The 20,492-nt window shown below is 65.0% G+C and carries 16 protein-coding genes; 8 read left to right on the top strand and 8 right to left on the bottom strand.

Annotation, left to right across the window (positions count from 1 at the left end; translation table 11 throughout):
- Window positions 1–61: 61 nt before the first annotated feature.
- A complete protein-coding gene (locus B9A95_RS31880) occupies window positions 62–568 on the top strand; it encodes a DUF2000 domain-containing protein (protein WP_139806603.1) in 507 nt (168 codons plus the stop codon).
- A gap of 135 nt (window positions 569–703) precedes the next feature.
- Entirely contained in the window at window positions 704–982 is a 279-nt protein-coding gene (locus B9A95_RS31875; protein ID WP_139806602.1) for a hypothetical protein, read from the top strand.
- Window positions 983–1,070: 88 nt separating this feature from the next.
- Here the strand turns inward: B9A95_RS31875 and B9A95_RS08670 are convergent, their stop codons facing one another.
- From B9A95_RS08670 to melA, 3 genes are read right to left on the bottom strand one after another with little or no spacing between them, the layout of a single operon-like run.
- A complete protein-coding gene (locus B9A95_RS08670) occupies window positions 1,071–1,526 on the bottom strand; it encodes an ester cyclase (RefSeq protein WP_084046532.1) in 456 nt (151 codons plus the stop codon).
- A 51-nt stretch (window positions 1,527–1,577) separates the two neighbouring features.
- Window positions 1,578–1,799, bottom strand: coding sequence for a hypothetical protein (locus B9A95_RS08665; RefSeq protein ID WP_084046531.1), 222 nt, complete (start codon window positions 1,797–1,799; stop codon window positions 1,578–1,580).
- 58 nt (window positions 1,800–1,857) lie between these two features.
- The gene (gene melA, locus B9A95_RS08660; RefSeq protein ID WP_084046529.1) at window positions 1,858–3,186 is read right to left on the bottom strand and encodes an alpha-glucosidase/alpha-galactosidase; all 1,329 of its coding nucleotides are present in this window, start codon (window positions 3,184–3,186) and stop codon (window positions 1,858–1,860) included.
- Between the two features lie 911 nt (window positions 3,187–4,097).
- On the opposite strand from melA, the gene B9A95_RS08655 reads away from it, so the two are divergent.
- The 5 genes from B9A95_RS08655 to B9A95_RS08635 all read left to right on the top strand — a co-directional run bounded on the left by B9A95_RS08655 (window position 4,098) and on the right by B9A95_RS08635 (window position 10,820).
- A complete protein-coding gene (locus tag B9A95_RS08655; RefSeq protein ID WP_084046527.1) occupies window positions 4,098–5,405 on the top strand; it encodes an extracellular solute-binding protein in 1,308 nt (435 codons plus the stop codon).
- Window positions 5,406–5,501: 96 nt separating this feature from the next.
- Entirely contained in the window at window positions 5,502–6,437 is a 936-nt protein-coding gene (locus tag B9A95_RS08650; protein WP_245808208.1) for a carbohydrate ABC transporter permease, read from the top strand.
- Complete coding sequence (locus B9A95_RS08645; RefSeq protein WP_084046526.1) at window positions 6,437–7,288, top strand: carbohydrate ABC transporter permease; 852 nt, start codon at window positions 6,437–6,439, stop codon at window positions 7,286–7,288. The genes B9A95_RS08650 and B9A95_RS08645 overlap by 1 nt, the downstream gene beginning before the upstream one ends.
- A gap of 204 nt (window positions 7,289–7,492) precedes the next feature.
- A complete protein-coding gene (locus tag B9A95_RS08640; RefSeq protein WP_084046524.1) occupies window positions 7,493–9,499 on the top strand; it encodes a beta-galactosidase in 2,007 nt (668 codons plus the stop codon).
- A 127-nt stretch (window positions 9,500–9,626) separates the two neighbouring features.
- Window positions 9,627–10,820 carry a substrate-binding domain-containing protein gene (locus B9A95_RS08635; RefSeq protein ID WP_084046522.1) on the top strand — a complete coding sequence of 398 codons (1,194 nt, stop codon included), beginning with the start codon at window positions 9,627–9,629 and terminating at the stop codon, window positions 10,818–10,820.
- Between the two features lie 714 nt (window positions 10,821–11,534).
- Here the strand turns inward: B9A95_RS08635 and B9A95_RS08630 are convergent.
- From B9A95_RS08630 to B9A95_RS08615, 3 genes are all read right to left on the bottom strand, one after another.
- The gene (locus B9A95_RS08630) at window positions 11,535–12,602 is read right to left on the bottom strand and encodes a tyrosine-type recombinase/integrase (protein ID WP_084046521.1); all 1,068 of its coding nucleotides are present in this window, start codon (window positions 12,600–12,602) and stop codon (window positions 11,535–11,537) included.
- A gap of 695 nt (window positions 12,603–13,297) precedes the next feature.
- Window positions 13,298–13,687: an HU family DNA-binding protein gene (locus tag B9A95_RS08620; RefSeq protein ID WP_084046519.1), complete on the bottom strand. Its 390-nt coding sequence runs from the start codon at window positions 13,685–13,687 to the stop codon at window positions 13,298–13,300.
- A 57-nt stretch (window positions 13,688–13,744) separates the two neighbouring features.
- On the bottom strand, window positions 13,745–14,134 hold the full coding sequence (locus B9A95_RS08615) for a helix-turn-helix domain-containing protein (RefSeq protein ID WP_084046517.1): 390 nt from the start codon (window positions 14,132–14,134) through the stop codon (window positions 13,745–13,747).
- A gap of 184 nt (window positions 14,135–14,318) precedes the next feature.
- On the opposite strand from B9A95_RS08615, the gene B9A95_RS08610 reads away from it, so the two are divergent.
- Window positions 14,319–14,945, top strand: coding sequence for an SOS response-associated peptidase (locus B9A95_RS08610; RefSeq protein ID WP_084046516.1), 627 nt, complete (start codon window positions 14,319–14,321; stop codon window positions 14,943–14,945).
- 545 nt (window positions 14,946–15,490) lie between these two features.
- Here the strand turns inward: B9A95_RS08610 and B9A95_RS33460 are convergent.
- Window positions 15,491–16,066 carry a hypothetical protein gene (locus B9A95_RS33460; RefSeq protein WP_170928530.1) on the bottom strand — a complete coding sequence of 192 codons (576 nt, stop codon included), beginning with the start codon at window positions 16,064–16,066 and terminating at the stop codon, window positions 15,491–15,493.
- Window positions 16,067–16,077: 11 nt separating this feature from the next.
- Entirely contained in the window at window positions 16,078–20,466 is a 4,389-nt protein-coding gene (locus tag B9A95_RS08605) for an alpha-2-macroglobulin family protein (protein ID WP_170928529.1), read from the bottom strand.
- Window positions 20,467–20,492: the final 26 nt, after the last annotated feature.

The following is a 20,492-nucleotide window of genomic DNA, read 5'->3' as shown; positions in this document are numbered from 1 at the left end:
CTTTCAGGAATGGAATGGATAGCCTCCGCCGTCCTGCTGAACTTTCGTCGGCCTCCTCCGAATGACCGGAAAGTGGGTGGTCCGCTGGGAGAGCGGGGCCGTGTGGGCACTCGGCCTGGGCCGTTTGGGTCCGGCCGCTCTGGTTCCTCTGGCGGGGCAGCCTGAGGTCAACACCCTCCTGCCCCCCTCTCCCAGTTCAAGGCATGCGGGCGCGTCTTTGCCCCGGCCCGTATGCCAGAGCGGAATGCCCCCGACCGCTTCGGCCAGTTCCTGGCTGCTCCTCAGGGTACCTGGCAACGTACCCTCTGCGGCGGCACCCATGGTCCGGGAGGATGTGCAGGCACACAGGGGGCCGTTAAGGAAGGCCGGGTCACAGCTGCCAGCGAAATTCCTCTTCATTGTGGGTCCCGAGCGGCCCCGGGGCGTGACCGCCTATCTCTGCGCGCTGCTGGGCGTCTCGATGGAGAGGGACGTTCAGGAACACATCGGCCCGGACCTGGAGGACGCCTCAGGTGACCTGCACCCCGGGCTGTTCGACCGGGTGATCAGCTACTGGCCGACTGTTTGAGCCCTCTACTGAAAATGACCTATTCGGAGTAGGCGTTCCTGAACGCCACCGGGTGTCCGAAGACCTGAACGCCCTGGACGTTCAGGTCTTCAGACCAAAGGGTCGCTCCCGCCCGTCAATAAGGAGGTCGTCAGTGTGAACGCCCAGAAACAAAGCCGAATGACACGCTTTCCCGCAAGCCAGGTTCTTCTGTTCCTTTCCCTTACCGAGCAACGGGCCTGCGATATAGAAGCCCAGTTAAGCAGGGCCGGAGTTTCAGCTGCTCCAGAGAGATTGCAGCGCGTGCTTGACCAACTGGTGAAACAAGACCTGGTGCGGATACGAATGCGCGGCGATGAGCGTTCCTATCACCTTGGCAAAGGTCCAGAAGTGGAAGCCGCCCTCGAAGCGGCCTGGGCACGTCAGGGCCTGTAAACCCTTGCCTACGGTCATGGTAGGGCGCGGCTGTGGCAGGACTCCTGGGGACGAACTGTTCAGGACGCCGGGGTGGAGGGAGCGGAGATCAAATCCTGGATAGCATCTGTATCCCGACAGGAGACGCCATGTTCGACTCGAGCTGTCGCCGCATACCCTCCCGGTCCACCTGAATCCAGTACTCCACAATTCGTCCGTCCTCCACCCGGTACACCGCGCTCGCCACTTCCACCACCGGTTTGCCCGTCGCGGCAAAGCCGTCCACCTCCCCCTCATGCTGTCCCACCTGCCTCCAACGCGCATACGCCCGGTCCTCCTTCACGACCAGTTCGGTCACCTCAAACCTGAACGCTCCGCAGACCGAGAGGAAGGCACGAATATGCTCAGCATAGTTGGCGGGGCTGCGCTCGACGGTGTTGGGCGCTTCGGACACCACCTGATGCGCCAGGACGCGGGGGGCCATCAGGTCATGGACCCGGTCAGGCGCCTGACCAGAACGCACTTCATTCAGGAACTGCTGCACGATTTCACGGGTGGTGTACAAGGGAAACCCCCACCGGGGTATTGTGCGGGCCGCAAGGGAGGGTGTCCAAATTCAACTATCACGTGGGTCAATCGCGCCCTCGGTGCTGCCCGAAGGTGCGATGCGCTCTGGCACAGCTTCCGTAACGGCGGAAATCTCCATACCCCGGGAGATGGGGCCCACAAGAACCGCGCCACGGTGGGTGTCGAGGGTCCCCTTGCCCGGCAGGTTCGGCGTGACAACGGTATGGCCACGGCGTTCGGGCACCGACTTGATTTCCGTCAGGTACTTCACCTGCTCCCCGAGGGTCTCCTGCGCGGCGGTCCGGTAAGGCCAGCGCTGCGCAGATGTCTCAATCTGCCGCCAGCTTGACCCGGAGCCCTTCGGGCAAGTAGTCCCCATGCTGTGAGAGAAGCTCGTCGACAAGGGCCCAGATCTGATCAAGGTCCAATTCGGCCGCTGTGTGCGGATCGAGCATCGCCGCGTGGTAGATGTGCTCGCGCCTTCCGGTCCAGAGTGCCTCCACCGTTAGGGCCTGCACGTTGACGTTCGTCTGCATCAAAGCGGCGAGTTGAGGAGGAAGATGCCCGATGTGGGTGGGCTGGATTCCCTGGCGGTCCACGAGGCACGGCACTTCCACGCAACAGTCGTGCGGAAGGTTACTGATCAGCCCGCCGCCGTTCATGACGTTGCCGTACACCACCCGCGGTTGCCCCGTGACCACCGAATGAATGATCAGCGAGCCATACTCCGGGCTGCGGGCCACTTCCAACGGTGCCTCCCTGTCTTGCAGTTGCGTGCGCAGGGCCTCCCAGCCGCTGATCTGCGCTTCGCAGCGGCGAGGGTATTCGTCCAGAGGAACGTTGAATCGCTCGATGAGATCCTCACGTCCCCGCTTGATGAAGTAGGGCACGTACTCACTGAAGTGCTCGCTCGATTCCGTCACAAAAAAGCCCAAGCGGCGCAGCATTTCATACCGCACGCGGTTCCAGGCTGGCACCTGGCCCGACTCGGCAAGGGCCATCAACCGGGGATAGAGGTCCTCACCCTGATGTTCGAACTTCAGGTAAAAGGCCATGTGGTTGATGCCCGCGCACAGGTAATCGATCTCCTCCAGCGGAATGCCAAGGTCCTGCGCAAGTTCCGAGGCGGTGTGCTGCACGGAGTGGCACAAGCCGACCGTCTTAATGGGCGTTTGCCGGCTTAACGCCCACACGTTCATGGCCATTGGGTTGACGTAGTTCAGGTGCAGCGTGTCTGGGCAGAGGCGTTCCATATCGCGGCTCATGCCAAGCAGCACAGGCGCAGTCCTCAGCGCCCGCATAATGCCTCCGACGCCCAGCGTGTCCGCGATCGTGTGACGCAAACCATATTTCTTGGGAACTTCGAAGTCCGTGACGGTGGCAGGCTTGTACCCACCGACTTGAATCATGTTGATCACGAAATCCGCACCGTCGAGCGCCCGCTCACGGTCGGTCGTTGCGCTGACCGTGGGACGTGCTCCTACCGCCTGCGCCACACGCCCGGCGACCTGCTCGGTGACGTCAAGCCGTTCTTGATTGATGTCGAACAGACGTATATCAGCGTCGGCGAGTTCGCGAAAGCTCAGGATGTCTCCAAGAAGGTTCTTGGCGAACACAGTGCTGCCCGCTCCAACCATGGCTATTTTGGGTGGGGTCATATGTTCTCCTGGAATGATGGAACAAATCCGCGTCGCAAGTGTGGGCGCCTGCCTGCTTGGCTCCACTTCACCGCGCCAAGTCGGGTGTGGCGAGCAGGTTCAGCGCTTTCAGGGTGAGGGCCGCGGGAGCTTAGAGCATGTGTCAAAGTGAGGGCTTCTTTTCGACCGAGCCCAGGGAGCGAACTTGAATGTGCATTGGGAAGAATGGGGCGCCGTGAGGGCTGCCCTTCCACTCACGGCGTCATTCAGACAGATACTCCAGAGTTTCCTTTGCCATCAGGGCCTGGCCGAGGACCTTTGACGTCCTCGGATGCTGCCTTTTTGAACCTTCAAAACCACCTTACTGAATTAGGCCGGAATGTCAAGCCAGGGAGGCCCAACGGGGGAGACGGGCGACCGAAGGCCCTGGCCATCGTCTTCCTGGACATTCCGATTCTCACGGTACGGCCACGACCCGGCTGCGGAAAAATCGCGTCCAGAACGCGCCGTGGACCATCTGCCAGGCAATCTATGCCGCAACCCGATTGCTGCGACGCTTTACAAATCAACCTCGGTGAGCTAACAATGGGTCATCAAAATATGAACGTTCAAACCGCAGGCTGAGACACATCATCGGCCCTGCTGTATGCGGAGGAGAACAGCCTGGTATGACGCTCTATTGCCGCGTGAACTGGCCTCTGCACCCCAGTCGCTGATCAATTGCACCTCACTCAGCGCACGCAACTGCTCCCTGAATCAAGCCGCGCACCTGATGGCAGATCAGCATGAGGTACCCACTTTCCACCCCGCACGTCTGCCCCAGGTGAAATCCAGGGGTCGTGATTCCCAGCGCTATACAGCCGGATTTCCACCTCCCACGGTCGCTGTATCCGTTCGTCTATCGCCTGATCACCCCTGTTGAGGAGGAACACATGAAAAAAGCACTGCTCGCCCTGTCCGCCTTGATGCTCACTTCCGGTGCGCTCGCCGCCGACCCCACGTTTCCCAAGGCCCCCTCGGGCGACGTCACCCTGGAAGTCTGGTCGTGGGTGCCCGGCCTCGACAAGACCGTGCAGGCCTTCGAGAAGGCGTATCCGAACATCAACGTCAAGGTCACCAATCTCGGTGGCGGTCCCCAGACCTATACCAAGCTGCGTACCGCCCTGCAGGCAGGCAGCGGCGCGCCCGACGTGGCCCAGATCGAGTACGGCTTTCTGCCCGCCTTCGTGGACCTCGGCGGCCTGGAAGACCTGAGCAAGTACGGTGCGAACAACTACAAGAAGTACTTCGTGCCCTGGACTTGGGGCCAGGTCAGCCCCGACGGTAAGGCCGTGTACGCCATTCCGCAGGACACTGGCCCCTTCGCGATGGTCTACCGCGCCGACCTGATGAAGAAGTACGGGCTGGGTGTGCCCAAGACATGGGCCGAGTACGAGCGGGCCGCCGCCACCGTCTACAACAAGAGCAAGGGGACGGTGAAGCTCGGCAACTTCTACTCCACCTTCGCGCCGTGGTTCATGGCCCTGGCTTGGGCCGACGGCGGACAGTTCTTCCGCCGTGAGGGCGACGGCTGGGTGCAGAACCTCAATAACGCCAGCGCCAAGAAGGTGCTCAACACCTGGTACCGCATGATCAAGAAGGGCCACGTGAGCACCCTCCAGGCCTTTACCGCCGACTACTGGAACGCGGCGGGCGCGGGCAAGGTCATAACCAACATGGAAGCGGCCTGGGGTCCGGGTGGGTACGCAGGCAGCCTTAAGGACAAGAGCGCCGGACAGTGGCGCGTGGCTGACCTGCCGCAGTTCGCCGCTGGCAAGGTCCGTTCGGGCAACTGGGGCGGCAGTTCCAGCGTCGTGACCACCCAGAGCAAGAACAAGGAGGCGGCCACCCTGTTCGCGCTCTGGCTGAACCTGTCGCAAAACGCCGTCTCCAGCAACTGGATCAACGGCGGCCTGTTTCCAGCCAGCGACGCGGGCCTGGACTACGCCGTTCTGAAGGACAAGACCAAAAACCCCAGCAAGTTCTTCGGTGGCGAGGACATCAGCGCTGTGTACGCCCGCGCCAGTCGTGGCGTGAACATCGACTTCCAATGGGCTCCCTGGTTTCCCTTTGTGAACGACAACTTCAACAAGCAGATGGACCTGATGCTCAAGGGCCGCGTGTCGCCCGATCAGGCGCTGGACGCCTGGCAGCGCGAGAGCTTGGCGGAAGCCAGGAAGCAGGGCTACACCGTTCGCTGAGCGCGCCCGCGCCAGCTGTCATAGGGGAGGGGGAGGCCGGAACGCGCGCGTCCGGCTCCCCTCCTGCCTGTGCTCTCCCCTGGAGCCGTGAGGTCGATGCCCATGAGCCACTACGCCGCCAACCCCCCGGACGCTGACCGGTCCTCGTCTACGAGCCGCTTTCTGTTCCGCCTGCGAACGCGGCTGATGCCGTGGCTGTTCCTCTCGCCTTTTTTGCTGCTGTTCGCCGCCTTCTATATCGCTCCGGTGCTGTACGCCGGATACCTCAGCGTCTTTATCAAAAAGCGCGTGGGTTTCGGTCCAGCGCGGGATGTCTTCGGCGGACTGGCCAACTACGTCCGCGCCGTCCAGGACAGTGAGTTCCTGCTCAGCCTGTGGAACATCCTCAAGTTTGGCCTGGTGCAGGTGCCACTCATGCTGCTGATTGCCCTGGGCCTCGCACTCTTGATGGACGGCGTGCGGGGAAGGTTACAGGGCCTGTTCCGCACGGCCTTCTACCTGCCCTACACGATTCCAAGCGTCGTGGCGGGCCTGCTGTGGGGCTACCTCTACTCCAAAAATCTCTCGCCTTTTAACCAGATCACCGGTGGGCAGACCGACTTCCTGTCCTCGGGCGTGGTGCTGTGGAGCATCGCCAACATCGTCACCTGGACCTGGACCGGCTACAACCTGATCACCCTGTATGCCGCCCTGCAAAACATTCCGTTGGAGCTGTACGAGGCCGCGCGCATCGACGGTGCGTCGAGCTGGGACATCACGCGCAACATCAAGCTGCCCCTGCTACGCCCGAGCCTGCTCCTGACGCTGATCTTCTCCATCATCGGCACCATGCAGATCTTCGCCGAGCCGTTCGTGCTGAGGCCCCTGGGCTACGTGCCCGACAACATCACGCCGAACACGTACCTCTACCTCGTCGCCAGCCGTGACGGCAACTTCAGCTACGCGGCCACGCTGGCGATCCTGCTGGCACTCTTCACGTTCATGCTGAGCATGATTTTCCTGCGATTTACCCGCCGGGGAGGTGAGGTCTGATGGTCCGGCGCACGCACTTCACGCCGCTGCAACTCATGGCCCTGGGCCTCTTCGCCCTCTACTCGCTGCTCCCGCTGTGGTGGGTGTTCGTCACCATGTTCAAAGACAACGGGCAGCTGTTTTCCACCTTCGGGCTGTGGTTCGGTTCCGCGTCCCACCTCGCTGAGAACTGGCATACCCTCGTGACGCGCGAGGACGGCGTGTTTACGCGCTGGCTGATCAACAGCGTATTGTACGCCACCGCCACCGCACTGGGCAGCATGGTGGTCAGCGCGATGGCCGGGTACGCCTTCAGCATTTACGAGTTCACCGCCAAGAACGCGCTGTTCGCCCTGATTCTGGCGACCATTATGGTTCCGGGCACAGCGCTCGTGCTGCCGCTCTTCCTGATGATGCAGAAGCTCGGCCTGCTGAACACCTACTGGGCCGTGATTTTGCCCGCCCTCGCCAATCCGTTCGGCCTGTACCTGATGCGGCTCTTCTGGGACTCGGGTTTTCCCAGAGACGTGCGCGAGGCCGCGCGCATTGACGGCGCGGGCGAGTGGACCACCTTCTGGCGCCTGGGCCTGCCGCTCGTGCGCGGCGGCCTGGTCACCGTCGGCCTGTTCGCCTTCGTGGCGGCGTGGAACAACTTTTTCCTGCCGCTCGTGGTGGTCAACCGCAGCGACCTGTTTCCCCTCACGCTGGGCCTGAGCGTCTGGAACCAAACGAGCAGCTCCAGCGGGCAGGAGCCGCTGTACACCGTGATCGTGCTGGGGGCATTTATCAGTATTCTGCCGTTGCTGATCGCTTTCCTGACCCTGGGACGCTACTGGCAGGGCGGGCTGTCCTCCGGGGCCGTCAAGGGTTAGCGCGTATGTCAAGGTGCGGACTTCTTTTTGACCGAGCAGCGCGGGCGAACTTGAATGCGCATTGGGGAGAATGGCGCCCTTCCACCCCCGGCGCAATTTGGACAAATGCTCCAGGCTCGCGCTCCTCAGCTCAAGGTGTTCGCCGGGCGGCCGTTCGGACCGCTCCACTGTCCTGCACGTTGCTCTCCTCGCCGAGGTTTCACCATGACCCAAACGGACCACCTGTTTCTCGCCGTCTGTGACTATCCTGAACACGTCCCTGAGGACCGCTGGCGCAGCTATGCCCGGCAGCAGCGCGAACTGGGCCTCACCTTCGTGCGGATGGCAGAATTCGCCTGGAGCCGCATGGAGCCGCGCCCCGGCGAGTACGACTGGGCCTGGCTGGACCGCGCAGTGGAGGCGTATCACGCTGAAGGGATGCGCGTGGTGCTGTGTACCCCCACCGCCACGCCGCCCGCCTGGCTGATCCGCGCTCACCCGGAGATCCTCGCCCACGACACCCAGGGCCGCGTGCGTGAATTCGGCTCGCGGCGGCACTACGATTTCGCCTCACCGGTATACCGCGAGCATTCCCGGCGTATCACCTGGGCCATTGCCGAACGCTACGGTCAGCACCCAGCCGTCGTGGGCTGGCAGACCGACAACGAGTTCGGGTGCCACAACACGGGCCGCTCGTACGGCGGCGCGAGCGCGGCGGCCTTTCCTGACTGGCTGGCGGCGAGGTACGGCACGCTGGACGCCCTGAATGCAGCCTGGGGCAATGTGTTCTGGAGCATGGAGTACAGCGGCTGGGCGCAGATCAGGCCGCCCAATCTCACGGTGACCGCACCCAACCCCAGCCACGTCCTGGACTACGCCCGCTTCGCTTCCGCCCAGATCCGCGACTTTCAGGCCCAGCAGGTGGCCGTCCTGCGCGAACTGTCTCCAGGGCGGTTCGTCACCCACAACTTCATGATCTTCGAGTCGGGCTTCGACCACTACGAGGTCGCGCGTGGCCTGGACTTCGCCACCTGGGACAACTACCCGACCGGCATGCTCGAATTTTTCGCTCCGCCGGGAACTGCAGAGGAGGTCAAGCTCCGCTACGCCCGGTCGGGACACCCTGATCTCGTGAGTTTCAACCACGACCTGTACCGGTGCCTGGTCAAAGCGCAAGACAGGCTGGGTCGTGAAGGACGAAGCAGTCCGAATGGTTTCTGGGTGATGGAGCAGCAGTGCGGGCAGGTGAACTGGGCGCCGCACAATCCGCTGCCTGCTGACGGAGCCGTGCAACTGTGGACCGCTCAAGCCTGGGCCCACGGAGCGGACGTGGTGAGCTACTTCCGCTGGCGCGCCGCCACCATGGCCCAGGAAGTCATGCACTCCGGCCTTCTGCGCCACGACGAAACGCCCGACCGGGGCCACGCCGAGGTTCAGCGCCTCGACGCCACCCAGTTTCCCACCGGAAACGTGTCCGCCCGGGTGGCGCTCCTCCACGACTACGAGAGCCTCTGGATCCTGGACGAGCAGACAAACGGGGGGCCCACCTACTGGGCCCAGACCCTTGCCTACTACACTGCTCTGCGCTCCCTCGGCCTTGATGTGGACGTCCTGCACCCCGACGATGATCTCGCCCAGTATGTCCTCGTTGTCGCGCCGGCCCTCACGCTCATTCCAGAACGCCGCCTGCAGAAACTCCAGGCGGACGCCGAAGAGCGGTTGTTCGTCTTCGGGCCACGTACCGGATTCCGTACGGAATCCGGATGTGCCTACAAAAATGGCCAGTTCGGACATCACAAGGACTTCTTTGGGGTTCGTTGCTTGAACTTCGAAAGCTTGCGTCCCGGTTTGACTGTCCGCGTGGGTGACCATCAAGCGGCGGAGTGGACAGAAGGGTACGAACTGCTCGGAAATGCTACGGCCCTCACGACCTACGGCTCTGGACCCCTGCGCGGGCAAGTCGCCGCTGTCCGGAACGGGAATGCCGTAACGATTGGCGCTCACGCTCCAGGCCTCATTGGGGAAATCCTACAGACCCTCGCCGCTGAAGTTGACCTTACCCCCGTCCTCCTGCCAGAAGGCGTGCGCAGCTCCCGCCGCGCGGGCCGCACCTTGATCGAGAACTGGAATCCCGAAGAAGTGCAGGTAAGCGCCGACGCCATTCACGCAATCACGTCCTCTGGCAGTTCGGAGGCCCTGACACTCGCTGGGACCTCGTGGCATCTCCTTTAGCGCAGTTGTCCGAATGGCGCCGTGAGCGAAAGGGCGCCCCTCACGGCGCCATTCTCCCCCATGCGCATTCTGGTCTGCTCGCCGGGCCCGGTCAAAAAGAAGTCCGCACGTTGCCACATGCTCGAAAATGGACAAGTGGAGCACTGATGATCGGCACACCGGATCTCCGAAGGTCACCTTTAGCGAACGCAGACGCTGGAAGCGCAGCCTGTCGCATTCACCAGTTTTTTGTGATCGATTGAGGACTCTTATGGCTCGCGTTACGCTCAAACAAGTGGCTCTTAAGGCCGGTGTATCGTATCAGACCGTCTCAAACGTCCTTAACAATAGCCCTTTGGTGCGGCCTGTAACCCGTGACCGTGTCCTGCAGGTGATTCAGGAACTCGACTACCACCCGAATTTCGCAGCGAAAGCGTTGCGCGGCGCACGGACCAAGACGGTCGCGCTGATCTTCGTGGACGCTACCCCCCATGAGATTGCAGATCCCTACCGTAACCTCGTTCAGGCGGCGGTTGCCCACGAGGCAAATGAACAAGGCTACTCCGTCCTCACTGGTTTTCTTCAGCAGCAAGATGAGGAAACCTTCCGTAAGATCCGTGAGCAGTACCGCCAGCAGCGCTTCGATGGGGCCATTCTCGCTATCACACGCCTTCACCCAAACACAGCCTTGAAAATCAGAGCGCTCGAATTGCCCGTAGTCCTGTTCGATCACAGCGGTCCGCAAGTTGGCTTCCCGCAAGTCACGGCGGATCATGCGAGTGGTATGCGGGAGCTCGTGCACTTCCTTGTTCAGAGTGGTCGGCGTGACCTGGCTCTCGTTATCGCGAGTGACGAGAGCACCACGACTGAAGACCGCTGTGAGGGCTTTTTGCAGGCCACACAGGCGCTGGGGGTGCGCTCGCGGTTGGTTCCGGGCGACTGGACATTCGAGTCGGGGCAACGTGCCCTGCACCTCATGTGGGAGGCGCCCGACCGACCAGATGCTGTGCTGTGCGCGAATGACCGTATGGCAGCCGGATGTCTCGCTGCCGCCCGAGCACTTGGCATCCGTGTTCCAGAAGACGTGTCCGTCACCGGTTATGATGACTTCGAGTTCGCGTTGTACACCGCCCCAAGTCTCACCACCGTCCACGTCCCCTACGAAAACATGACGCGAGAGGCGTTTAGGCTGCTGTTACAGCACATTGAGCAGCCCACAAACACACCGGATTACCTGCGTCTGCCCGTCACGCTTATTCCCCGTGAATCTGCTCCTGGTGCGCTCGTCGAGGGGTTTGCCGGAAGTTTTGCGGGGGGAAGTGACGCCCATAGAAGCGTTTGACGCTTTGCAGAATGACGCAGACGGCGTCCTCGCGTGCGGCGGCGAGGGTCAGTTGGTGCGTCAAGGATTCCACCGCGTCGCGCAGCAACAGCGCGGTATTCGCCATGATGCCCCAGATACTGTTGCGCCTGGTCGAAGGGGCCCCGAGCCAGCCAGAATTCCAGTTCCGACCTTGAGACGTCAAACAGATCACCGGGCTTGGTGGCGCGGGTGGGTGTAACGAGCAACGCTTCCCGCAGCGCTGCCCAACACGGACACATCCCGGTGAATGGTATCCCGCCCCTACAGGGCGTGCCGTGGAATGGCCTTGAGGGGAAAAGGATCGTTGGTCCATCGATGGTTATGGCGAAGTCTGGAAAAAGTCGACACACCTGAACTCGAGCCGGCCGCCTTCCAACATCACCTCGGCTGAATTCCCAACGAACCACCATGCCCGCCGAGTATCAGCGACGCGTTGCCGGAATATCCCTTCGTCCCTGTCGATACATCATCACGCCGCGGCGACCGATGCCGCACGACCAGGTCTCCAACCAGCGTTCAGGCCGGACCACTTCCGCCGGCGTTCCCGCAGTTTACCTGGGGGCCGAACGGCGACGGTGGGAGACGGTGGAAGCCAACGAGGTTCGTGGCGGGCCTGCGCCAGCATCTACGGCCTTAACCCCTCAAAACGTTCCGGAGGGGCCTTCTCGTCGATTCTGTCGCCTCACTGTTTTCTCACTCTACGTCTTCGGCTGCCTGCAGCGCCCGGCGCCGCCCCGCATCATCCATCTTCGCGTACACCGCGCTCGTCGTCACGCTCGAGTGCCCCAGCACGTCCGCCACCACGTGCAGGTCCCGCGTCGCCCGGTAGAGCCGCGTTCCTGCCGTACGCCGCAGGGCGTGCACCCCCCGCACCGTCTCATCGAGCCCGAGTTCGCGTCCATATCCCGTCACCACGTCGTATAAACCCCGGTTCGTCAGCCGCCGCCCCCACGCCCCGGGCGCGAACGAGATCAGCAGCGCCTCATCCCGCACCTTTCCCCGCAGCGAGAGCGCTTCCCGGAGCTGCAGCCATCGCCCCAGCACCTCCAGGGCTTTTGGCGGCACGTCCACCGAACGCTGCTTGCGTCCTTTTCCGTGCCGCACCCGTACCCGCCGCAGCTGCAGGTTCACGTCCTGCACGTCGAGCCGCACCATCTCGTCCAGCCGCAGGCCCAGCCGCGCTCCGAGCACCAACATCACCTCGTCCCGCGCCTGACGCTCCGGGCCCTTGTGCCGCTGCGCCGGTAAAGCGAGCAGCGCATTGAGGACGTCCGTCGGTAGGGCATGTTTGCGTTCATGGGCCGCCGTGCGGGAACGCGGCGCACGCACCTCCCGGGTTGGATCCGTGTCCAGCACCCCGGCCCACATCAGCGCGCGGGTCAGGGCACGCACGCCGTAGAGGTACGTCCGGGCACTGTCTGCGGAAAGCCGCTCCGTGGTGGCCCTGCCCGCCTGGGTTCTGGGTTTTCGCGGACGGGTGCGCAGGGCCGCGAGGTACTGCTCGATGTGCTCGGCGGTGAGCTGGTTGAGGCCCACGGTCTGGGTGCTGGACCAGCACCAGCTCAGGAAGTCGCGGATGGCGAGGTGGTAGTTGCGCAGGGTCCGCAGGCTCGTGTCGGTTCCGGACTGGCCCTTGAGGCGCACGTGGTGGGTGACGAGGTCGCACAGCGCGGTCACGTCCTGGTCCTGGCTGGCGCGGAGGACTTCCCTTCTGCGGGTGTCGGGGTGGCTCCAGCGGCTGGTGGGGACGAGCGCAAGCATGCCTGCAGTTTAACTGTTGCTTACGGTACTAAGTAACACCAATCTCGAACCTGGGGTCTGGAGGCCAGGGGGAGAATCACCGCTTCACGGAAGGCAAAGGTCAGGGGTAAAAAAGGTCAACGCCTGCCTCCCCCTCAACACGCCGGAGGAAGTGAAAAAGCCGGCCCCAGCCGGGTGTATCTGCGGTGAAAGCGTCCTCACGGTCCTCTGGGGAACGCCTGGTGGTCTGCGCCCGGGGCTGGTCGCGCTGATCCTGGCGCGACCGGCCCCGTCGTGCACGCGCTGAAGAATCACGTTCTCCTGACTGGAAGTGGAGAAACGCGGTACCAGCGTCTTCAACGGAGATACGCCATTCTCGCGGCCCCAAGCGCTGTTCCCGCGCTTTGCCGTGTTCTTGCTTCCGGAGGGCGAACTCGGTCTGATTCTCCACCGGAAAAACTGGAAATTTGGATGGCGTGACGTCAACGTGCTCCCGCCGTCGAGGAACGGGGAGAACGCGGCCGGAGAGCGGTGGATCCAACGCGGACGCCGGGAACGCTGCGATAACAAGGCCAGCACCGCGGATACCCGGCAGGACGGGGCCGGTGAATCCTCCCGGAGTGCATTCCCCTCGCCCGCGCAGGGCGATTATCGCTGGAGCAGTGGCAAGAGCAAAGCGCCCTGGACGGGCGCTGAGGAATGAATTTGGAGAAGGCTTACTCCGCGTCGCCGAGGGTGCCCTTGAGGGTGGAGGCGACTTTGAAGGAGACTTTCTTGCCGGCGGGAATCTGGATGCGGTCACTCGTGCCGGGACGCACGCCAGTGCGGGCCGCCGTGGCCTTCACGCTGAAGGTGCCGAGGCCGGGGAGCCCGATGCTCTGGCCCTTTTGCACGCCCTGCACGACAATCTCCATAAAGGCGTTGACGGCCTGGTCGGCCTGCTTCTTGGTCAGCCCGGTCTTCTGGGCAACCTGCTCGACGAGTTGCGTCTTGGCGACCTTGGTGCTCTTGGCCGGTGCAGCTTCCGCCTTGGGAGCGGGCTCCGCTTTGGGAGCAGCTTTCGCGGCGGTCTTCTTCGCGGGCGCCTTCGTTGACTTTTTCGTCATGCCGAGCAGTTTGACCGATGACCACGGCGAAAAGCAAGCGGGAGCCCTGCGGCCGGACTATCCCAGGATCCGCTTGAGGTGCAGGTAGATCTCAAACCAGTCCTGTTTGCTCTTTGGCCGCTTGCCGCGCAATTCGATGCGGGAGAGCGTCTGGACCCACTCGGGCGTGATCTGCGCGCCGAGCGCGGGGTCTGCCACCAGGTCCGCGAGGCCGGCTGGAAGGGCGCCCGCGGTGCCTGCGCCGTAGAATTCCACACCTTCGAGGAGGTCGTGAACACTGATTTTGTACGCGGTGGCGAGGGATTTGAGGGTGTCGAGACTGGGGTTGGTGCGGCCGCGTTCGAGGTCGCTGAGGTAGGGCACGCTCAGGCTGGCGTCCTCGCAGATGTCTTTGAGGCGCAGGCCGCGTTCGGTACGGAGTTCGCGCAGGCGTTCGTGGAGTTGCATCGTGTCACTTCCTTTCAGAGGGTTCTGCTCCCACCATAGTGCGTGATTGGACTTCGGCCGAATGCAAATTGAGTATTCCACCTATGGGGTGATGTGGAGTGGTGCGAATCTGGAGCGACGAATTCATGTCCAATGCGTCATTCCTTGTATAATTACGTTGTGAACAGAATAAAAAGAGACGAGAATGTGTAACCGAGCCGAGGACCGCTTCAGCCCGCAAGCGCGGCGCGACCTCACCCAACTGTTCGGCGACATCTTCACCTGGCCGGAGCCGCGTGACCGCATCAACCCGGCGGACCCCCTGCTGACCATTCGCCCAGCGGAGGGGGGGTACAGCGCGCCCCTCCTGCGCTGGGGTCTGGTTCCTGCGGGGAAGACGCCCTCGGACTACAAGCGGGTCACGACCACCAACGCCAGAGTCGAGACGCTGGAGAGCAAGCCGACGTACCGCGCTGCCTTTATGGACGGCCGCCGCTGCATCGTGCCCCTGTCCGCGTTCTACGAGCCGGATGGCGCGCACACCGTCAGGAAGGGCGAGCGTAAACGGTGGCGCCGCCTGACGCGTCCGGACGGACGGCCCCTGCTCGCGGCGGGCCTCTGGGAACGCACGCAGAGCGGTGATGGTCCGCTGGAAACCGTCACCGTAGTGACGCGCAATCCAGTGCAGGGCCCCGAAGGGATGCATGACCGGATGCCGGCCCTCCTCATGACGAAAGACCTGAAGACGTGGCTGCACGGTGGGCCCCAAGAGGCCCGGGAGGTCGCCATGACGAGCTGGCCGACGGGCATTCTTCAGTGGACGACGTCGTAACAGATCCCCGCGCTAAAGAGCGGGGCAGTGAGGGCATTTGTTCGAATGACGCCGCGGGTGGAAGGGCATCCCTCACGGCTCGATTCTCCCCTATGTTCATTCAAGTTCGCTCGCTGGGCTCGGTCAAAAAGAAATCCCCCTTTTGACAAATGCGCCAGGGCTCCCCTTCCTCACCGCCGGACAACAGCCAGCACACGCAGGGCCGGAGCGGCGGAGCAGCATTCTTTCGCCCGGATAAGGATTCGGGTGAATCCGTGATGAGGTAACGGATTTATCCGGGCGGAACGAGCAGGAAAAACGGTGACACAGGAGCGTGGAAGCACCAGAACGGCGCGGACTTGCAAAGCTGCGCAGCAGAGGGGAGGGTCCGGAAACGGTACGCAGCGCCGAGCGCTCTCCCCCGCTCGGCGCTGCGTACGGCTGTGGTGCAGGTGCAGCCCGAACCGCTCGTCACGCTGAAGAGGCAGGTTTGGGCCTGGGCAGGGGATGAAGGAGAGCCGTACACGACGCCGAGAACCGCGCAGGGCGTCAATGCTGGGAAACCTCTACTTCACCCCCAGCGCGCGCGCCCAGCCCTGCGCCCGGACCCGCTCCCGTGCCCGCCGGGTGGCCTCGCGGTAGGCGGGGAGGAGGTCCCCGGCCTGCCGAGCCGCCAGACGCTGCCCCAGTCGTTCGTCCGTCAGGACTTCCAGGCCCGTCGCTCCCCCGGGGTCCAGCGCCGCCTCACCGCTGAAGAGGCGCGCCAGGCCCTCCGCCAGCCAGCGCGGAAGGCTGGCTGGCTGCGCCGTATGAAAGGCTTCGTGCCGAACGGTGAGGGGCAGCGTTCCGCGCGCGGCGAGGGCGCCGAGGCGCTGGGTCCGAATGGTGTGGCCCCGCGTCGTGGCCGCCACGAACCACGGCTCGCCCGTCTGCCGCGCAAATTCGGCAGCGCTGGAAACCGATACCAGCGTCACGTCGGGCACGTGGAGGCCCAGGGCGCGCAAGTCGCGCTCGGCGCTGCGCCACGCCGCCTGGACAGACCTGAGGTGGGCGCGGTCACCCGGGTCTGTTATCTGGACCGTCAGGTGGGCCGCCCCTGCTGCCCCCGGCAGCAGGGCGAGCAGCGCCAGGCCAGGCCTCACCCACCCCGGCCTCACTGCCCCCGCGCCCGCACGGTCAGGCTGGCGGCGGGGCCGTAGCCTTCCACCTCGGGGTCATACATCAAGAAGGCGTGGGTGGGCAGGGCCGTGAAGGTGCCCGGCACTTGGGCACGAAGGGCGTAGGTAAGGCGCTGCGGGCCGTTCAGGTAATCGGCGTAGAGGTCCACCCGGTCGTCGAGCAGGTCGCGCCCCGCGTACCAGTAGTTCCACCCGTCTCCGTCCTCCTCGTCCACCTGGGGATTGAGCAGCGAGCGGTCGTCCAGCGCCCGCATTCCGGCAGGGACGGGATCGCTCACCAGCAGGTAACGCGCCTCCCCCTCCTTCGGCGTCACCGTCAGCGTGACCAGGACGAGCTCGCCCACCGTCACGGGTTGGAGCTTCCCACCCCGCAGCAGCGGCGCCCGCCTGAAGGTGTAGCGCTTCTGCTTGTCGTTCCAAACGGGCTCGAGCTTCTCGTAGGTGCGGGTCAGGGCAAAGCCGCGTCCGCTCTCGCCCGAGAGTCTCCGCACCTCACGGGCGACGTTGAGTTCGGCGGAAAAGGACGTGCCCGCCGCGCCAAGAACCTCCAGCGTGTTCGCTCCGCGCGCCAGCGCTGAGAGTTGCGGGCCTTGCAGCGTGAGGGCGCCTGCGCCCATCACCTGGCCGACGCTCTGGCCGCCCAGCCGGATGTCCGTCTGCGCCTTCTCAGCGGCATTCCCCTGCGGCTTGAGCGCCAGCGCCGCGATGATGACCTGCGCCGTGTCCTGGGTGCTCACCCAGCGCGGGCCCTGGCGGCTTCGCAGCAGCCACTGGCTCACGCTGGGAATGAGTGGGCTCTTCGGCTCCAGCCGCGCGAGGGCTTCCAGGGCCGCCGCTGTGGTCTGGATGTCGTTGTCCTCCCAGTACCACCGCCAGGCGTTCCGCCTGGGGGCCGTCCAGTGGACGAAGCCTGCGCCCCCGCTGCCCGTTCGTTTGGCCTTGAGGCGGTCCAGCACGTCCTGCGCGGCCTGCTTCTGTCCGGCGCGGCTGAGGGCCAGGGCCGCGTTCGCCAGCGCGTAGGGGCCGAGTTCGGTGCGGCGGGCAAAGGCGCTGAGGTCCGCCACGTTCGCCCGTCCGGCGTCGGCCAGCGTGCGGAAGGCGGCGGCGCGGGAGCCCTGGGGCTCAGCTGTGCCCTTCACGGTGGCGGCGAGGTAGCCCAGGGCGCGGTCCAGCGCCTCATTGTCCACCCGCACGCCGAGGGCCTTGGCGCGCATCAGGCCTTCGGTCACGTAAGCGGTCATCTCCAACGTGGAGCCGTCGTACTGCCAGAAACCCCAGCCGCCGTCCTCGTGCTGGAAGTTGTACAGCCGTGCGAGGCCCAGTTCGGTGATGCGCGGCAACTCGGCGCGCGTCTCGGCGGGCAGCACCCCGGGACCCAGTGCCTGCCGGGCGAGGAGGGCGGGCAGGAAGCGGCTCATGGTCTGCTCGGTGCAGCCATAGGGGTAGCCGATGAGGTATTCCAGCGCTGGCGCCACGCTGCCGAGCAAGGAAGGCGTGACAAATACCCGCAACCGCGCCGCCCCCAGGTTGGCCTCGGCGGGCACCTTCAGGGTCACGGGCTGGCCCGCGCCCCCCACGGCAGTCACGGTGGTGTCGTAGCCCCGCGCCTTGATGGGCAAGGGGAGCTTGAGGCTGTCTTGCGCACCTCCGGTCCGCACACCGAAGGTCAGGCTGGCGTTGCCCACGCGGTCCGCCCGCACGGGGAGGTCCTGCTGCGCCCGGTTGCCGGCCCCCACCTCGACGGCCACGCCCGCCGCTCCGAACACCGCTGCTCCCAGCGGCGTGAGGCCGGAGACCTGCGCGCTCACCGTGCCGCTGACCGCCTGTCCCAACGTGTTGTTCACCACGCCCGTGAGGGTGGCCGTGTCGCCCCGCACGAGGAACGGCGGCACGCTCAGGCGGGCGATGACGTCCTTCGTCGTCATCGTGGTGGCCGTGGCCTGCCCAAAGCGCGGGGAGACCGTCTGCGCGCGGGCCGTCGCCACCCAGGTCGTGAGGTTGTCGGGAAAGCGCACGCTGAGGGTGGCCCGGCCGTCCGGTCCGGTCACGAGGTGGGGCACCCACAAGACCGTGTCGCGGAAATTCTGCCGGGGTGCGTCCGTCTGGGCGGCGGCGCGGTCCTTGGCCTGCGCGAAGGCGGCCTCGCTCATGGCCGGGGCGGGGGCGGCGAGGCGGCCAGTCTCGAAGTAGAAGTCGGTGCTGGCCTGGGTGCCCACGGCATTGTCGCGCGGGGCCTGAAAGACCTTCAGCAGCGGTGGGCTGGTGTCGGCCTGCACCAGGTAGATGGCCTGGTCCACCACGCCCAGGCTGACTTCCGCCGGAACGCCCTTGCCCGAAGTGTCGCGCACCTGCACGGTGAGTTGCCCGGTATCGCCGGGGCGGTATTGCGCTTTGGCGGGGGTGACCTTCACGCTGAGCTCGGCGTTCTTCACGGGCACCCGGACCCGGGCCACATTGGCGTAGAAGTTGCCGTCTCCCAGCGCCGCTGCCCCCACAAACACGTCCCTGCCCATATCGGGCGTGACGCGGAAGGTGTAGGTCAGCGCCGCCCCCTTTCCCCGCAAAACTGCCGAGCGGCGCAGGCGGTCGCCCTCCAGCGTCACGAGCACGGGCGCGCCGGGATGCGGGTTGCCGATCAGGACGGTGGCCGCGTCGCCCGGCGCGTAGGAACGCTTGTCGGGCCGCACCGTCATGTCGCGGTAGTTCCAGCCCCAGTCCTCGCCAGGCTTCAGGACCCACGCGAAGTCCTCGTCGGTGGAGGTCCGCGACCGCCCGTCGCGCACGGTGGCGCGCACGAGGTAGCCGCCTCCATGCGCGGCGGTAAGGGTGGCGGTGCCCAGGCCACTGGCGCCCGTCCGCACCGTCTTGCGGGCCACCCGCGTCTCGCGCAGGGTGTACTCGCCCTTCACCTTCACCCAGTCCTGGCGCACGAGGTCCAGCGTCACAGGGGCCGCCTGTCCCTGGCCCTTCAGGTCGCGGGTGTCCAGCGTGACCCGGACGGGTTTGCCCGCGCCGTACACGTACCCGTCGGTGCGCGCCTCCACATTCACGCTGGCAGGAAAGGCGGTGACGCGTCCGAAACCGCTCACCGGGTGGCCCGCCTCATCCGTCACTTCCGCCTCAACGCGGTAGCTTTGCGGGCGCCCCGCCTCGTCGCGCTCCAGCGGCAGCGTGAGGTCCAGTTCACCCTTCGCGTTCAGCCGCGTCTCGTCCCGCACCACGAGGTCCGAGCCGTAATCGGGGCCTTCGTCGCCAGAAGCGGTCTCATCCTCATCCTCGAAGCCGGGCGCGTAGTACGGCGCGCGGGTCACGTTATAGGTCACGCGCGCGCCGCCGACACCGCCGCCGAACAGGTAGCGGGCGCTGAGGTGGACGCTCACCTTGTCGCCCTGCACAGCGCTGGGCACGGACGGCGTGACGGTCACGGCGTACTCGGGTTTCTGGTACGCCTCCACGGCGAAGGTGCCGCCCACGTCGGGCCCGCTGTCGCCCTGGCTGGCTCCCAGGGTCCGCACTTCAAAGCGGTACTCGCCTAGCCGGGCGCCCTCGGGCAGGTCCAGTCCCGCGCTGAAGGAACCGTAGGCATTGGTGGTCAGCGTCTTCTGAAACAGGCTCTCGTCGAAAGGCGAGAAGACCGTGACCCGTACGCTCTTGCCCGCCAGGGGCCGCAGGTCGTGCCCTCGGCGTAGGGCGCCCTTGAAGTCCACGTGCTGCCCGGGGCGGTACACCGGGCGGTCCGTATACACGAAGCCCTTCACGGCGGGCGTGGCGTAGCTGTTCCAGTTCGCGCCCGAGATCGCCCAGGCGTTGCCAACGCGCGCGAGGAAGAACTCGCCCTCACCCGCCGCTGCGCTGAACTTCGCCATTCCGTTGGCGTCCGCCTGCACGGAGCTCACCCCGCCCCTGCCCAGCCGCCACACCCGCGCCCGCCGGGTGGCCCCGCTCTCACGGTCAGCGGCGTACACCAGCGCGGTGCCCGCGTCACGCTTGACCACCAGCCCGAGGCCGCTCACGAGGACAAAGCTGCCCACCTTTCCCGCCCGCAGCACGTAGAGCCCCGGCGAGAGCCGGCCGAGGTCGAGGTCGTTCGAGCTTCCCTGGCCTGTGCGAAGGGTACGGACCAGCGTGGTCCGGGTGCCTGGCGGCAGGCCCGGCTGGTGCGGATCGGGGGCCGCGCGGAACACTGTCAGGGGATCGGCGACGCGTTCCAGGCGCAGCGCGGTGTGGGCTGGGGCCTCCACCCCAACGCGAACTTTCTGGTCCGGCTGAAATACGCCCCCGTACAGGCTGACGCCGGTCTGGGCGGGCGCAAAACCCACGGTGAGCAGAGCAGTCAGCAGGGCGCTGCGGGCCAGGAATCGCATGCCTTCAGCGTACATCCCTGAAAAGT

This window comes from Deinococcus hopiensis KR-140 (assembly GCF_900176165.1).
Lineage (GTDB): Bacteria > Deinococcota > Deinococci > Deinococcales > Deinococcaceae > Deinococcus > Deinococcus hopiensis.
This window is presented reverse-complemented; position numbering and strand designations above follow the sequence as displayed.

Bases quoted from the DNA above. Each gene is read 5' to 3' on its own strand.
- B9A95_RS08615 (WP_084046517.1), bottom strand. From the start codon at position 14,134: ATGCAACTCCACGAACGCCTGCGCGAACTCCGTACCGAACGCGGCCTG.
- B9A95_RS08650 (WP_245808208.1), top strand. From the start codon at position 5,502: ATGCCCATGAGCCACTACGCCGCCAACCCCCCGGACGCTGACCGGTCC.
- B9A95_RS08645 (WP_084046526.1), top strand. From the start codon at position 6,437: ATGGTCCGGCGCACGCACTTCACGCCGCTGCAACTCATGGCCCTGGGC.
- melA (WP_084046529.1), bottom strand. From the start codon at position 3,186: ATGACCCCACCCAAAATAGCCATGGTTGGAGCGGGCAGCACTGTGTTC.
- B9A95_RS08635 (WP_084046522.1), top strand. From the start codon at position 9,627: ATGGACAAGTGGAGCACTGATGATCGGCACACCGGATCTCCGAAGGTC.
- B9A95_RS08610 (WP_084046516.1), top strand. From the start codon at position 14,319: ATGTGTAACCGAGCCGAGGACCGCTTCAGCCCGCAAGCGCGGCGCGAC.
- B9A95_RS08640 (WP_084046524.1), top strand. From the start codon at position 7,493: ATGACCCAAACGGACCACCTGTTTCTCGCCGTCTGTGACTATCCTGAA.
- B9A95_RS08655 (WP_084046527.1), top strand. From the start codon at position 4,098: ATGAAAAAAGCACTGCTCGCCCTGTCCGCCTTGATGCTCACTTCCGGT.
- B9A95_RS08605 (WP_170928529.1), bottom strand. From the start codon at position 20,466: ATGCGATTCCTGGCCCGCAGCGCCCTGCTGACTGCTCTGCTCACCGTG.
- B9A95_RS08630 (WP_084046521.1), bottom strand. From the start codon at position 12,602: ATGCTTGCGCTCGTCCCCACCAGCCGCTGGAGCCACCCCGACACCCGC.
- B9A95_RS08620 (WP_084046519.1), bottom strand. From the start codon at position 13,687: ATGACGAAAAAGTCAACGAAGGCGCCCGCGAAGAAGACCGCCGCGAAA.
- B9A95_RS31880 (WP_139806603.1), top strand. From the start codon at position 62: ATGACCGGAAAGTGGGTGGTCCGCTGGGAGAGCGGGGCCGTGTGGGCA.